This is a genomic window from Massilia sp. TWP1-3-3 (assembly GCF_049897805.1).
Lineage (GTDB): Bacteria > Pseudomonadota > Gammaproteobacteria > Burkholderiales > Burkholderiaceae_D > Telluria_A.
In genome coordinates this window covers 252,877-267,338 of record NZ_JAFCWX010000003.1, presented here as the reverse complement: position 1 = coordinate 267,338, position 14,462 = coordinate 252,877, and the positions used below count along the sequence as shown (strand labels likewise).

Sequence of the window (14,462 nt, the reverse complement as noted above, 5' to 3'; positions counted from 1 at the left end):
ACAGGGGGCACAGTAAACAATGGGTGGTTGCGGCATGCACACGGTTAACGGTAAGCTTGCCGTGACACCGGCACCACCCTTTCCAAGGCGGCACACCATGGTTTCTCCGTCCCGATGAAGATCGACTCCCGAAGCGGGCGCGGCGACATCCGCAAACAGCAGGCGCTGCGCTTGCGCCGGCTGGTCCTGGGCGCGGTCTCTTATTTGTTTACGCTGGCCCTGGTCGTCATCTACTGGTACCTCGGCTATTTTGCCATGCCGGTCGTGCTGACGTATGCCGCCATCGTGCTGGCCTTGAACGCCTTCTTTTTTGCCGCCATCAAGACCAGCGTCAATTTGCGCCTGGCCGATCCGAGCATGACGCTGGCCATTCACGGCCTTTTCCAATTCCGCCTGCGCGACTTTGTCGTTCTGACGCTGGTGATGGGCGGCTATGCGGCGCTGATCGTGCCAAGGAAGAAGGGGCGCAACCGCTGCCAGGTCGCCGCGCCCGGCGCTTTTCCCACACCATTGACCAGCATTGAGGAGACTACATGAAGCATATTCGTCCATTCCCGGCGCCCAGCCGGTCTGCCATCGGCGCCTTGCTGGCGCTGTGCATCGTTGGTTTGAGCGGCTGCGGCGGTGGTGGTGGGGGCGGGGGTGGGGCAACTTTGCCGCCGCCACCGGTGGTGGTGCAGCCGGGTTCTCCGGGCGACTTTGGCGGCAAGCAGCTGGCGAGCGTGGCGCGCACTGGCGTGGCCGGCAACTGGGGCTACACCGCGCCGGACGGCGCGCGCTATGCACTGATGGGCACCGCCAAGGGCATCCTGGTGCTCGACCTGCGCGACAGTGCCAACGTGCGCGTGGTCGACGAGATCGACGGCCCGACCAATACGCCGTCGCCCGGCGTTTACTGGCGCGAGATGCGCGTCTACGGCACCCATGCCTACATCGTCTCGGAGCAGGACAATGTGCGCGGCGGGGTCATGATCCTCGATTTGTCGGCGCTGCCGGCCTCGGTGCGCTTCGTGAAAAGCTTCGCCCCGCGCGACGGCACGCTGCGCGCGCACACGATCGACATCGATACTGCGCGCGGCCTGGCGTACCTTCAGCGGCCCGTCAGCGTCGCGCCTCCAGCGCCAGCGCCCATCAGCGCGCCGCTGCTCGATGCGCCCGCGCCAGCAGTGTTCGGCGGCGCCATGGCGGCGGCCCACACCGAGGGCGAACATGAACATGGCGGCCCGAGCGACGGTTCGGTTGAAGTGTGGGACCTCAAGACCGATCCTGAAAACCCGCGCTACATCACCACCTTCAACCTGAACAAGTCGGTGCACGACATGACCGCCGTCGGCAACCTGGTGTACGTGGCCGAGGGCACGGCCAACAGCTGGTCGATCTGGGACCTGACGACGCCCGCCGCACCCAGGCTCTCGGTGCGCTGGGTGGGCACGCCGGGTAACTTCGCGCACAACATCTGGCCGAGCGGCGACGGCACTTTTGTGGTGACGACCGAGGAAGTGCCCGCCGGCCTGCCGGCACGGGTCTGGCGCTTGAATGGCGCAGCCGCGCCGACCCAGCTCTCGACGTTCAAGGTGGGCACCGGCACGCCGCACAACGTGATCATGGAGGGTAATATGGCTTACCTGAGCCACTACACCGAAGGCGCAGTGGCGGTCGACCTGTCCAACCCCGCCGTGCCCAAGGTGGTGATGCGGGTCGATACCAGCGCGCTGGCGGGCCCCGGCTACAGCGGCTGCTGGGGCGTCTATAAATTTCCCGGACTGCCGCTGCTCACGTGCAGCGATATCGAAACCGGTTTCCACCTGATCAGCATCACACCTTGAAAGCGCCGCATGCAATTTGAAACACTCGCCGTCAGCCTCGACGGCCACATCGCCACCATTGCCCTGAACCGCCCCGAGAAAGCGAACGCCATGAACCTGGCGATGTGGCACGACATCCGCTCGGCCTTCAAATGGGTCGATGCGACGCCCCAGGCGCGCGTGGCGATCCTCGAAGGCGAAGGCAAGTGCTTCACCTCTGGGATCGACCTGAAGATGATGATGGGCCTGGGCGCGCAGATCGAGGACCAGTGCGAAGGGCGCATGCGCGAAGCGCTGCGCGCCGTGATCGTCGACTTGCAGGACACCTTGAGCAGCCTGGAACGCTGCCGCAAGCCGGTGCTGGCGGCCGTGCACGGCGCCTGCATCGGCGGAGGTATCGATCTGATCACCTGCGCCGACATGCGCTACTGCTCGGCCGACGCGTATTTTTCGATCAAGGAAATCGATATCGGCATGGTCGCCGACGTCGGCACCTTGCAGCGCTTGCCGCGCCTGATCGGCGAGGGCATCACGCGCGAACTGGCCTACACGGCGCGCCGCGTGGAGGCGCCAGAAGCGCGCGAGATCGGCCTGGTCAACCGCGTGTTCGGCACGCGCGAGGAACTGGGCGCGGGCGTGCGCGAGATCGCCGCGGCGATCGCGGCCCGCTCGCCGCTGGCGATCCGCGGCACCAAGGAGATGATCAGCTATGCGCGCGACCATACGGTGGCCGACGGCTTGAATTATGTCGCCACCTGGAATGCGGCGATGCTGATGTCCGAAGACCTGCAAAAGGCAATGATGGCGAACATGAGTGGGCAGGCGGCCGAGTTTCGCGACTAAAGTGGCGGCTGCGGGGCTGCGCGGCTGCAGCACTGCGTCTGGCGCGTAAATTGCTAATGACAAGGGAAAGCGCATTCTCGCGCCTCACTTTAGAATTGCAATAATGCCAACAAGCCAGACGCCAACACCGCGCACACTGCGCATCGTCGTCGTCAACACGGTCGTTCTCGACGGCGACGAACAAGACCACGCGCTGGCCGCCCAGGTCCGGCGCGGCAACGCCTTGCGCATCGGGCTGCTAGAGTCGGGCTACGATATCGTCGCCTCGCTGCCGGCCGACATGTACCTGCCCGAACGGATCGCCCAGCTCCAGCCGGACATGATCATCATCGACGCGCAGTCCGATGCGCGCGACGTCCTCGAACACATCGTCATCGCCAGCCGCGACGAGCGGCGCCCCATCGTGCTGTTTACCGACGACGACACCACGCGCAGCATGGATGCGGCGATGGCGGCGGGCGTCTCGGCGTACGTGGTGGCCGGCCTGCACAGCGAGCGTATCAAGCCGGTGCTCAACGTGGCGCTGGCGCGCTTTCGGCAAGAGCAAAAGCTGCTGGCCGAACTGGAAGACACGCGCCACAAGCTGGCCGAGCGCAAGGTGATCGACCGCGCCAAGGGACTGCTGATGAACAGCGCGCGCTTGAGCGAAGAGCAGGCGTACCAAAAGCTGCGCAGCATGGCGATGAACAAGAACATGAAGCTGGCTGACATCGCCCAGCGCATCCTCGACGTGGAAGACTTGCTCGGCTGACCTGGTGCACGCCCCGGTGCACCATTTTGGGATTATGTTGCACCGCAATGTAGCGCCGCGGGCAAAGGTACTGTCAATATGCCCCGCCTTACCCTGGCACGCGGATTGCTAACCATAGCTTATCGGATCAATGGCGATCCCCTGAATAATTTGCGCTGATCTAACGACGGATTGGCAGGACAACGGCGTCCGACCAGCTCCGGTTTTTCATGACCGGATCCTGGCCGGACGCCATTTTGTTTTCTACACGGGATAGATCATGGCCACCAAAGCAAACAGTATTGCGCTTTTCACTTTCAACACGCCGCAGATGCGTGCCTTTCACCTGACCTGGATGGCGTTTTTCGTCTGCTTTTTCGCCTGGTTCGCCTGCGCACCGCTGATGCCCATCATCAAAGGCGAATTCGGCCTGACCATGGGACAGGTGGCCAACATCAATATCGCCGCCGTCGCCATCACTATCCTGGTGCGCCTGATCATCGGCCCGATGTGCGACCGCTTCGGTCCGCGCAAAGCCTACACCGCGCTGCTCGCGTTAGGCGCCATTCCCGTGCTCGGCGTGGCCGCCTCGCAAAGCTACGAGAGCTTCCTGTTTTTCCGTCTGGGGATTGGCGCGGTGGGCGCAAGTTTCGTGATCACGCAGTACCACACGTCCGTCATGTTCGCCCCGAAAGTGGTGGGCACGGCCAACGCGGCCGCTGCCGGCTGGGGCAACGCGGGCGGCGGCGCAGCGCAAGCGCTGATGCCTTTGCTGGTGGGCGCGCTCGTCATGGCGGGCGTTTCCAGTACGCTCGGCTGGCGCGTGGCGCTGGTGGTGCCGGGCGTGCTGATGATCATCATGGCCTTCGTCTACTGGAACTTCACCCAGGACTGCCCGTTGGGTAACTACGACGCCATGCGCAAGGCCGGCATCCCGATCGAAGGCGGCAAGAAGGGCGGCTGGTCCAGCTTCAAGGCGGCCAGCGCCAACTACCGCGTGTGGCTGCTGTTCGTCACTTACGGCGCCTGCTTCGGAATCGAGATCTTCATCCACAACGTGGCGGCCGTGTACTACGTCGACCATTTCGGCCTGTCCTTGAAGTCGGCCGGCCTGGCTGCCGGCAGCTTCGGTTTGCTGGCCCTGTTTGCGCGCGCGCTGGGCGGCTGGCTGTCCGACAAGATGGCGTTGCGCGGCAACCTCAATAGCCGCGTCACGCTGCTGTTCGTGATGATGATCGGCGAAGGCCTGGGCCTGTTGTGGTTTTCAAAAGCCGACAGCGTGACCTTTGCCGTCATCGCCATGCTGGTCTTTGGCCTGTTCACCCACATGGCTTGCGGCGCAACCTACGCACTGGTGCCGTTCATCGACAACAAGGCACTCGGCGGCGTGGCCGGCATCATCGGCGCCGGCGGCAACGTGGGCGCGGTGGCGGCGGGCTTTCTGATGAAAGGTACCGGCGACATCCAGCAAACGCTCGGCATCCTGTCATTCATGGTGCTGCTGTCGGCCATTTGCGCCATCGCCGTGCGCTTGACGGCTGCGGTCGACGCCAAGGTTGACGCCAAGGTTGACGCCAAGCTTGGTGCCACAGCGGCCATCGCTCAAGGAAAACTTGCATGAGAATCATCGTCATCGGCCACGGCATGGTGGGCCACAAATTTCTCGAGTCGCTCAATAGCAGCAACGTGCCCGATCTTGAAGTCACGGTCTTGTGCGAAGAGCCGCGCGCGGCCTATGACCGGGTGCACCTGTCCGAATTTTTCGCCGGTAAATCGGCAGACGACCTGTCGCTGGTGCCGTCGGGGTTTTTCGACAACGGCAACATGCTGCTGAAGGTCAATGCGCGCGCGGTGGAAGTGGACCGCGCCAGCAAGACCGTCACGCTGCGCAGCGGCGAAGTGCTCGAATACGACAAGCTGGTGTTTGCCACCGGTTCTTACCCATTCGTGCCGCCGCTGGCCGGCAAGGACCGCAAGGACTGCTTCGTCTATCGCACCATTGAAGACCTGGAGAAGATGCTCGAATGCGGCAAGCGCTCCAAGACCGGCGTGGTGATTGGCGGGGGCCTGCTGGGCCTGGAATGCGCCAAGGCGCTGGTCGACATGCAATTGCAGACCCACGTGGTCGAATTTGCGCCGCGCCTGATGGCGGTGCAGGTCGACGACGGCGGCGCGCGCGTGCTGCGCGCCAAGATCGAAGACCTGGGCGTGACGGTCCACACCCACAAGAACACGCTGGAAATTGTCGATGGCGAGGAGGGCACGCACCGCATGCGCTTTGCCGACGGCACGCATCTGGACACCGACATGATCGTGTTCTCGGCCGGGATTCGCCCGCGCGACCAGCTGGCGCGCGGCTGCGGCCTGGCGGTCGGCGCGCGCGGCGGCATCGCGATCGACAACAGCTGCCTGACGTCCGACCCGGACGTGTATGCCATTGGCGAATGCGCGCTGTGGAACGGCCAGGTGTTCGGCCTGGTGGCGCCCGGCTACGACATGGCGCGCGTGGCGGCGCGCCACATCGCCGGCGAGCAGGCAGCCCAGTTCACCGGCGCCGACATGAGCACCAAGCTCAAACTGATGGGCGTGGACGTGGCCAGCATTGGCGACCCGCACGGCGCCGTTGCCGGCAGCCGCTCGTACCAGTTCATGGACGAGCGCAAGCAGGTGTACAAGAAGATCGTCGTCTCCGAATGCGGCAAATACCTGCTTGGCGGCGTGATGGTGGGCGACGCCGCCGAATACGGCACGCTGCTGCAGATGATGTTAAACAAGATCGAGCTGCCGGAGTCGCCCGAGTTCCTGATTCTGCCTTCGTCGGACGGCAAGGCCAGGCCCGCCCTGGGCGTGGACGCCTTGCCCGACAGCGCGCAGATCTGCTCGTGCAACGATGTCTCCAAGGGCGCAATCTGCGCGGCCGTGTGCGGCGGCGCCACGACCATTGGCGCGCTCAAGAGCTGTACCAATGCCGGCACCTCGTGCGGCGGCTGCGTGCCGCTGGTCACGCAGGTGATGAAGGCCGAGATGAAAAAGCAGGGCATGGCGGTCAACAACCACCTGTGCGAACACTTCCCGTATTCGCGCCAGGAGATTTTTCACCTGGTGAAGGTCGGCCAAATCAAGACCTTCGGCGACCTGCTGGCCGCGCATGGCAAGGGCCTGGGTTGCGACATCTGCAAACCGGTGGCGGCCAGCGTGCTGGCCTCGACTTGGAACGACTTTGTGCTCAAACCCGAGCACGCGGGCCTGCAGGATTCGAACGACTACTTCCTGGGCAATATCCAGAAAGATGGCACCTATTCGGTGGTGCCGCGCATGGCGGGCGGCGAAGTGACGGCCGACGGGCTGATTGCGGTGGGCACAGTGGCCAAGAAATATGGCCTGTACACCAAGATCACGGGCGGGCAGCGGGTCGACCTGTTCGGCGCGCGCGTCGAGCAGCTGCCGCTGATCTGGGAAGAGCTGATCGCGGCCGGCTTCGAGTCCGGCCATGCGTATGGCAAGTCGCTGCGCACGGTCAAATCGTGCGTGGGTTCCACCTGGTGCCGCTACGGCGTGGCCGACAGCGTCGGCTTTGCGATTGCACTGGAAAACCGCTACAAGGGCTTGCGCACGCCCCACAAGATCAAGTTCGGCGTCTCGGGCTGCACCCGCGAGTGCGCCGAAGCGCAGGGCAAGGACGTGGGCTTGATCGCCACCGAGAAGGGCTGGAACCTGTACGTGTGCGGCAATGGCGGCATGAAGCCGCGCCACGCGGAGCTGATCGCGTCGGACCTGGATGAAGCGAGCGTGGTGCGCTACATCGACCGCTTCCTGATGTTTTATACGCGCACCGCCGACCGCCTGCAGCGCACCAGCGTCTGGCGCGACAACCTCGAAGGCGGGCTCGAATACCTGAAAGACGTGATCATCAACGACAAGCTGGGCCTGGCCGCCTCGCTTGAAGCGGACATGCAGCACGTGGTCAACACCTACGCCTGCGAATGGAAAGCGGCAGTCGAGGATCCGGCCACGCGCGCGCGCTTTCGTACCTTCGTCAACAGCGACAAGGAAGACCAGAACGTGGTCTTCATGCCGGAGCGCGGCCAGATCCGCCCCGCCACCATTGAAGAGCGCAAACGCGTCATTCCCATCGCCGTCAAAACAGCCTGACTGGAGCATCACATGCATCGCGATATTCAAATGGACAACTGGACTGCCGTCTGTGCGCTGGACGCCATCGTGCCCAACACCGGCGTGTGCGCGCTGATCGGCGGCGAACATGTGGCGGTCTTCAACGTGGCCGCCGGCGAGCAGCGCTTTTATGCGATCGGCAATTTTGATCCGAACAGCGGCGCCTCGGTGCTCTCGCGCGGCATGGTCGGCAACCTGGGCGAACGGATCGTCGTCGCCTCGCCCATCTACAAGCAGCACTTCGACCTGGCCACCGGCGAATGCCTGGAAGCGCCGGAGCATTCGGTGGCGAGCTACCGCACCCGGATCGAGGGCGGCAAGGTGTGGGTCGCATCGTGATCCGGCTGCCCGGGAAAGTCGCCTTGCCGCGCGCGGCCGCGGCCCAGAAGCGCGACGCGGCGCGCCAGACCCCTGCGCCGGCGCGTCAGTCGCTGGTCGTGATCGGCAACGGCATGGCCGGCATGCGCACGGTCGAGGAGTTGCTCAAGCTGGCGCCGGACCTGTATGACATCACCGTCTTCGGCGCCGAGCCGCACGGGAACTACAACCGCATCCTGCTTTCGCCGGTGCTGGCCGGCGACAAGAGCATGGACGACATCATGATACATACCCGGGCATGGTATGCCGAAAACGGTATCGCATTGCATGCGGGCGACCCGATCGTCCACATCGACCGCCGCCGGCGCCTGGTGCGCGCCAAGTCGGGCCGCGAAGTGTGGTACGACCGGCTCCTGATGGCGACCGGCTCAAACCCGTTCATCATTCCGGTGCCGGGGCACAAGCTGGCCGGCGTGATCGGTTTCCGCGACATCAATGACGTCGACACGATGCTCGCAGCGTCCAGGAGCGGCGGGCGCGCGGTGGTCATCGGCGGCGGCCTGCTCGGGCTGGAGGCGGCCAACGGCCTGCAGCGGCGCGGCATGCACGTGACCGTGGTGCACGTGACCGACAGCCTGATGAACATGCAGCTCGATAAACCGGCCTCGCTCATGCTGCGCCATGCGCTGGAGGCGAAGGGCCTGCATTTCATGCTTGAGGCCCACACGTCGGAAATTGTCGGCGACCAGCGCGTGAGCGCCGTGCGCTTCAAGGACGGCAGCCAGATCGCGGCCGACCTGGTGGTGATGGCCGCCGGCGTGCGCCCCAATATCGCGCTGGCGCAGGAAGCCGGCCTGCACTGCGAACGCGCGATCGTGGTGGACGACACGCTGCAAACGTACGACCCGCGTGTGTACGCGGTGGGCGAATGCGTGCAGCACCGCAGCGCCATCTTTGGCCTGGTGGCCCCGATCTGGGATCAGGCCAAAGTCTGCGCTGAACACCTGGCCCAAAAAGGCCACCGCCGCTACGTACAGGCAGTCACCGCCACCAGGCTCAAAGTGACCGGCGTCGACCTGTATTCGGTGGGCGACTTCATTGGCGGCGAGGGCAGCGAGGACCTGGTCTTGCGCGACCCGCGGCGCGGCGTCTACAAACGGCTGGTCCTGGCCGGTAACCGCATCGCCGGCGCCGTGTTGTACGGCGACGTGCAGGATGGACCCTGGTACTTTGGCCTGATCCAGAACCGTACCGATATCTCGGCCATGCGCAGCCGCCTGCTGTTTGGCGAAGCCTTCTGCGCGCAAGCTGCCGCTTGAGTAGCCCAGCTGCCGCATAACCTGTCCCCCCCGCCCCCGGAGCATTGCATGAACCTATCCCCCATCCCCCTGGCCATCAAGAGTACCTGCCCGTACTGCGGCGTGGGTTGCGGCATCACCGCCACGCCCTTGCCGGACGGCGCCATCGCCATCGCGGGCGACGCCAGCCACATGGCCAATCGCGGGCGATTGTGCGTCAAGGGCGCCGCACTCGGCGAAACGCTCAGCCTGGACGGGCGGCTGCTGCATCCGGCGCTGCGGGACAGCGAGGGCGTGCTGCGCCAGGCCTCGTGGGACGACGCCATCGAACGCGTGGCCACCGGTTTTGCGGACATCATCGCCGAGCATGGACCCGATGCGGTGGCGCTGTACGTGTCGGGCCAGTTGCTCACGGAAGACTACTACGTCGCCAACAAGCTGATGAAAGGGTATGTGGGCAGCGCCAACATCGACACCAATTCGCGCCTGTGCATGTCGTCGTCGGTGGCGGGGCACAAGCGCGCGTTTGGCGCGGACCTGGTGCCGGGCTGCTACGACGACTTCGACGAAGCCGACATGATCGTGCTGGTGGGCGCCAACAGCGCATGGTGCCATCCGATCCTGTTCCAGCGCATCGCGCGCCTGAAAGAGGCGCGCCCGGAGGTGCAGGTGGTCGTCATCGACCCGCGCCGCACCGCCACCTGCGAGATCGCCGACCTGCACCTGCCGGTCAAGCCGGGCACCGATGTCTGGCTGTTCAATGGCCTGCTCAGTTACCTCGCGCGCAGCCATGCCTGCGACGAGCGCTTCATCGAGCAGCATACCAGCGGAATGGCCGAAGCGATGGTCGCGGCGGACACCGAGCTGCTCGACGTGGCGCGCACCTGCCGCCTCGATCCGCACGACCTGCTCGCGTTCTACCGCCATTTCGAGGCCACCACCAAGGTCGTGACGGCGTTTTCGCAAGGCGTGAACCAGTCTTCGGCCGGCACCGACAAGGTGAACGCGATCATCAACTGCCACCTGGTCACGGGGCGCATCGGCAAACCGGGCATGGGGCCGTTTTCACTGACCGGGCAGCCCAATGCCATGGGCGGGCGTGAAGTGGGTGGGCTGGCCAACATGCTGGCCGCGCACATGGAGCTGGCCAACCCGGCGCACCGCGCCATGGTGCAGGAGTTCTGGCAGTCGCCCCGCATCGCCGGCAAGGCCGGCCTGAAAGCGGTCGACCTGTTCCACGCGATCGAGCAGGGCACGGTCAAGGCGGTATGGATCATTGCAACGAACCCCATGGTGAGCCTGCCGGACGCCAACCAGGTCCAGCGCGCGCTGGAAAAATGCGAGCTGGTGGTGGTGTCCGACATCGTCGGCACGACCGACACCAGCGCCTTTGCCGACGTGCTGCTGCCCGCTTTGGGCTGGGGCGAAAAAGACGGCACGGTCACCAACTCGGAGCGCTGCATTTCGCGCCAGCGCGCTTTCATGCCGGCACCCGGCGAGGCGCGCGCCGACTGGCGCATTCTGTGCGATGTGGCGCAGCGTATGGGCTTTGGCGGCTTTGACTTTGAATCGGCGCACGAGGTGTTCGACGAACACGCCCGCCTGTCGATCCACCGCAACGAAGGCGCGACGGTGCGCGTGTTCAACCTGGCCGGGCTGGCCGGCATGGACGCTCGCCAGTACGAACAGCTGGCGCCAGTGCAGTGGCCGGTGACCCCCGAGGGCGCGGGCACTGCGCGCCTGTTCCAGGATGGGCGCTTTGCGCACCCGGACGGCAAGGCGCGCTTTGTGGCGACGGCGCCGCGCGCCCCGGCCCACGCCGTCTCGCCTGAATTTCCGCTGGTGCTCAATACCGGCCGCGTGCGCGACCAGTGGCACACCATGTCGCGCACGGGACGCGCGCCGCGCCTGGCCGAGCATACGTCGGAGCCGTTCATCGACATGCATCCGCAAGATGCGCTGCGCTACGGCGTGCGCGAGGGCGAGCTGGCGCGCGTGAGCAGCGAATGGGGCGCGATGGTGGTGCGCGTGCAGCATGGCGAGGGCATCGCGCGCGGCGGCGTGTTCGTGCCGATCCACTGGAATGGGCAGAATGCGTCGGATGCGCGGGTGGGCACGCTGGTCAATCCGGCGGTCGATCCGGTGTCGGGCGAGCCTGAATTCAAGCATACGCCGGTCAACGTGGAGCGCTTCGGCGTCAACTGGCATGCCTTTGTCTTGAGCCGCAGCGAGCTCAATCTGGACAGTGTGGCGCACTGGACGCGGGTGCAGGGACGCGGCTTTGTGCGCTATGAACTGGCAGGGCGCAAGGCTATGCTTGAGCGTAGCGCGTGGGCGCGCGAGCTGCTTGGCGTGGTGGACGCCGACGCCGACTGGCTCGATTACGAAGACAGCAGCGGTGGCGTGTACCGGGCCGTGCACGTGGTCGGCGAGCGCATCGAGCAATGCATCTTTTTGTCGCCGCGGCCGGACTTGCCCGCGCGGGCCTGGCTGGCCGAATTGTTTTCAAAGGGGACGCTGACGCCGGGCGACCGCGCCGGCGTGTTGTCGGGCCAGGCGCTGGGCATGCGCGCCGACGCGGGCGCTACCGTATGCTCGTGCTTTGGCGTGGGCCGCAACATGATCTGCGACGCTATCATCAAGAACGACCTGAAAACCGTGGCCGAGGTCACTGCCTGCGTAAAGGCGGGTGGCAATTGCGGCTCCTGCGTACCCGAGATCAAGGTGATTCTGGTGGAAACGCGGGTGCGGGAGACGGCGTAAGGGCGGCGCTGTTGCAAGCGCCGGGGCCGTTGGCCGTCGCTCCGTCAAACCTTTTTGACGAACTCCGTCTTGAGGCTCATGGCGCCGAAGCCGTCGATCTTGCAATCGATATCGTGGTCGCTGTCGACCAGGCGAATATTCTTGACCTTGGTGCCCATCTTGACGGTCCCGCCGCCACCCTTGAGCTTGAGGTCCTTGATGACGGTGACGGTGTCGCCATCTTGCAGCACATTGCCTGCCGCATCCCGATATACCTTCGCTTCATCGGCGGCGAGCGCCTGGGCTTGCCATTCGTGGCCGCACTCGGGACACACGTAACCGCCGCCATCCTCGTAAGTGAATGCGCCATTGCATTGGGGGCAGGGTGGGAGTGTGCTCATCGGACTATCCTTCGACAAAGGCGCCAGTATACGCTTCGATTCGCGCGGGCCGGCGAATCATTTGGCCGCGCCATGGTCGAACCAGATTGGACAAGCCGAGGGGACGAACATGGTCAACGCAGTCGTCAGGATTTTTGATGCTTTTGAACGTGCGCAAGTCGCGCGCGAAGCCTTGCTGGCCGAAGGCTTTGAAGCGAGCGACATCTTGGTCAGTGTCGCCAATGATGAGGCGGGGCCGGTGCATGGGAATTTCACGGTCGGCAATTCGCCAGTTGAGAGCGATAGTCATACCTACGAGCGCAATTATGCCAATCCGGCGCGCAACGTCCACTGCATCATGACGGTGGCCGCGGCCGACGCCGCGCTGGCCGGCCGGGCCGATGCGATCCTGGCGCAGCATGGCGCCCGCGCCATCGATGACCCGGCTTCGCGGGCAAGCCTGCGGTAGCCGCCGGCAAAGGTGCTCGCGGGGCAGTGGCGGCGCTACATTAGCATCATTGGCGACGTGCCTGGCTCGGTGGCAGTGCCCGCTTTGCCGAGCGACCGTCGCCGCGCCAGCGTTGCCGGAAAGCGCGGCGCGGCCTCTCTGCGTAGCCTGATCCAGCACGGTAGGGCGGATAAGCGAACGCGCAATCCGCCACGCGCCGCCCGGGACGCACCCAGTTGGGCGGATAAACGAACGCGCAGTCTGGCAGCGCTGCCCGATCCACCACCCCGTAGGGCCATCGCGAGCAGTTCTAAAAAATGGCTCACCAGAATCGTGTGCGAGGACGACGTGGCTCTGCAGCACTGTCGTCCCTTCGGCAACATCCCCGGCAGGGCGGATCGGCCAACAGCGTCGCTTCGCCCTCCCGGCAGCGGCCTGCGTCGCATTTGCCAAAAAGTGTTGGACTATGGCCCCGGTCTCACAAGCGGTCCCGCCTCAGTGCAGGAACTTGCTGGTGGACGCCGCGTTCTTGCTCCCGGCCCGCATGATGGCGCCGCGTTCGACGAGCGACTTCATGCGCGTGAGGTCTTCATCCATCTGGCGTTTGGGGTCTTTTCCCAGCAGCGACGCCAGTGCATGGCCCAGTGCGCCGGCCGGCGGCCGGTACGCCATGCGCACCGTGACCCGCGTGCCACCGTGAATGGGTTCGAAACCGATGGCGCCCGACTGCTGCACTTCTGCGCCAGGCTCGCACTCCCAAGCCAGCCGCCGCGGCCTGCTATGTTCGGTCAACACGGCGTTCCAGGCAAACTGACTGCCGGCCGGACCCTTGACAACCCAGTGGGAGCGACCTTCGCCCAGGTCTTGCACATCGATAACGTTTGACATGAAGCGCGGGAAATTTTCGTAGTTGGCAAACAGGTCGAACACCTGCTCGACCGGCGCGTCAATGCGGATAGTTTGTTCCACCTCGACGTTTTGTCCGCCTGCGCCGGCCGCCAGCTTGAGCAAGGGCCGCTTGCCAGTGGCGCGCACCAGCAGCGCCAGTCCGGCCAGTCCCATGGCCATGCCGATCGGGGAGCGCGGCGCCACCAGGCCCGCCAAGCCCAGCACGCTGGCGCCCGCTAGCGTGCTGCCGCGCATGGCGCCGCGGCCGGATGCCTTGCTTGAAGTGTCGCCGCCCGCGTAGGGGCGCCTCTCGGATTGGTAGGCGGACTTTGGGGTGCGCTGGGCGCCGTGGGGATCGGTTGAGTGGGCATCGGAGTGAGCATCGGTTTGGGCAGCCGAATGGTCAGCGGAACGGGGCCTGGAATGGTCATCTGAATGGTCAGCGGAATAGCCAGCAGAATAGCCAGCGGCATGAGCGTTATCGGAGTGGCCGTTCGGCTGCGCCTCGGTGCGCGTGTCAGCGCCGAAAGCACGTTGCAACGCCTCGGCGCCTTGGCGCAGCATGCCGCTTGCGCGTTGCGACACGCCGTCAGTCAACTGCGCAGCAGGCTCCCGGCGCGCGGCATGGCGGGCAGCCCTGCTGGCGCCATGCATCACCTTGTCGAGCGCGTCGCCGGTCTTGCGGCCGAGCCTGCGCAGCTTGTCGCCCGACTCGGCGCGACGCGGTGCGCCGCGCTCCGGGTCGAGTATATACATGGCAAGGGCGCCAATGGCGGCTCCGGCTATCCACTTGCCCAGTTGCAGGTCCTGGTCGGTCGCGTGTTTCATCGTTTCCTC

Annotated in this window: 12 protein-coding genes; 10 read left to right on the top strand and 2 right to left on the bottom strand. The window is 65.2% G+C overall.

Annotated features, from left to right (window positions below; genetic code table 11):
* The first annotated feature begins 114 nt into the window (after positions 1–114).
* The 9 genes from ACP7D4_RS04475 to ACP7D4_RS04435 all read left to right on the top strand — a co-directional run bounded on the left by ACP7D4_RS04475 (position 115) and on the right by ACP7D4_RS04435 (position 11,930).
* Positions 115–537, top strand: a complete 423-nt coding sequence (locus tag ACP7D4_RS04475; protein WP_426101270.1) for a hypothetical protein — start codon at positions 115–117, stop codon at positions 535–537.
* Entirely contained in the window at positions 534–1,826 is a 1,293-nt protein-coding gene (locus ACP7D4_RS04470) for an LVIVD repeat-containing protein (RefSeq protein ID WP_426207898.1), read from the top strand. Before ACP7D4_RS04475 ends, ACP7D4_RS04470 begins: the two co-directional genes overlap by 4 nt.
* Positions 1,827–1,835: 9 nt before the next feature.
* Positions 1,836–2,648, top strand: a complete 813-nt coding sequence (locus tag ACP7D4_RS04465; protein WP_426207897.1) for a crotonase/enoyl-CoA hydratase family protein — start codon at positions 1,836–1,838, stop codon at positions 2,646–2,648.
* A gap of 103 nt (positions 2,649–2,751) precedes the next feature.
* A complete protein-coding gene (locus ACP7D4_RS04460; RefSeq protein WP_426101262.1) occupies positions 2,752–3,399 on the top strand; it encodes an ANTAR domain-containing response regulator in 648 nt (215 codons plus the stop codon).
* Positions 3,400–3,658: 259 nt separating this feature from the next.
* Positions 3,659–4,999, top strand: a complete 1,341-nt coding sequence (locus ACP7D4_RS04455) for an MFS transporter (protein WP_426207896.1) — start codon at positions 3,659–3,661, stop codon at positions 4,997–4,999.
* Positions 4,996–7,530, top strand: coding sequence for a nitrite reductase large subunit NirB (nirB, locus tag ACP7D4_RS04450; protein WP_426207895.1), 2,535 nt, complete (start codon positions 4,996–4,998; stop codon positions 7,528–7,530). The genes ACP7D4_RS04455 and nirB overlap by 4 nt, the downstream gene beginning before the upstream one ends.
* A 12-nt stretch (positions 7,531–7,542) precedes the next feature.
* On the top strand, positions 7,543–7,890 hold the full coding sequence (gene nirD, locus ACP7D4_RS04445; protein WP_426101256.1) for a nitrite reductase small subunit NirD: 348 nt from the start codon (positions 7,543–7,545) through the stop codon (positions 7,888–7,890).
* 23 nt (positions 7,891–7,913) lie between these two features.
* On the top strand, positions 7,914–9,188 hold the full coding sequence (locus ACP7D4_RS04440; protein WP_426207935.1) for an NAD(P)/FAD-dependent oxidoreductase: 1,275 nt from the start codon (positions 7,914–7,916) through the stop codon (positions 9,186–9,188).
* A gap of 48 nt (positions 9,189–9,236) precedes the next feature.
* Positions 9,237–11,930 (top strand): molybdopterin-dependent oxidoreductase, encoded by a 2,694-nt coding sequence (locus ACP7D4_RS04435; RefSeq protein WP_426207894.1) that lies wholly within the window; start codon positions 9,237–9,239, stop codon positions 11,928–11,930.
* Between the two features lie 44 nt (positions 11,931–11,974).
* Here ACP7D4_RS04435 and ACP7D4_RS04430 read toward each other — a convergent pair whose 3' ends face one another.
* Positions 11,975–12,310, bottom strand: a complete 336-nt coding sequence (locus ACP7D4_RS04430) for a zinc ribbon domain-containing protein YjdM (protein ID WP_426207893.1) — start codon at positions 12,308–12,310, stop codon at positions 11,975–11,977.
* A 109-nt stretch (positions 12,311–12,419) separates the two neighbouring features.
* Between ACP7D4_RS04430 and ACP7D4_RS04425 the strand changes: the two genes are divergently transcribed.
* Positions 12,420–12,758: a hypothetical protein gene (locus ACP7D4_RS04425; protein ID WP_426101250.1), complete on the top strand. Its 339-nt coding sequence runs from the start codon at positions 12,420–12,422 to the stop codon at positions 12,756–12,758.
* A gap of 474 nt (positions 12,759–13,232) precedes the next feature.
* Here ACP7D4_RS04425 and ACP7D4_RS04420 read toward each other — a convergent pair whose 3' ends face one another.
* Positions 13,233–14,453, bottom strand: coding sequence for an SRPBCC family protein (locus ACP7D4_RS04420; RefSeq protein ID WP_426207892.1), 1,221 nt, complete (start codon positions 14,451–14,453; stop codon positions 13,233–13,235).
* Positions 14,454–14,462: the final 9 nt, after the last annotated feature.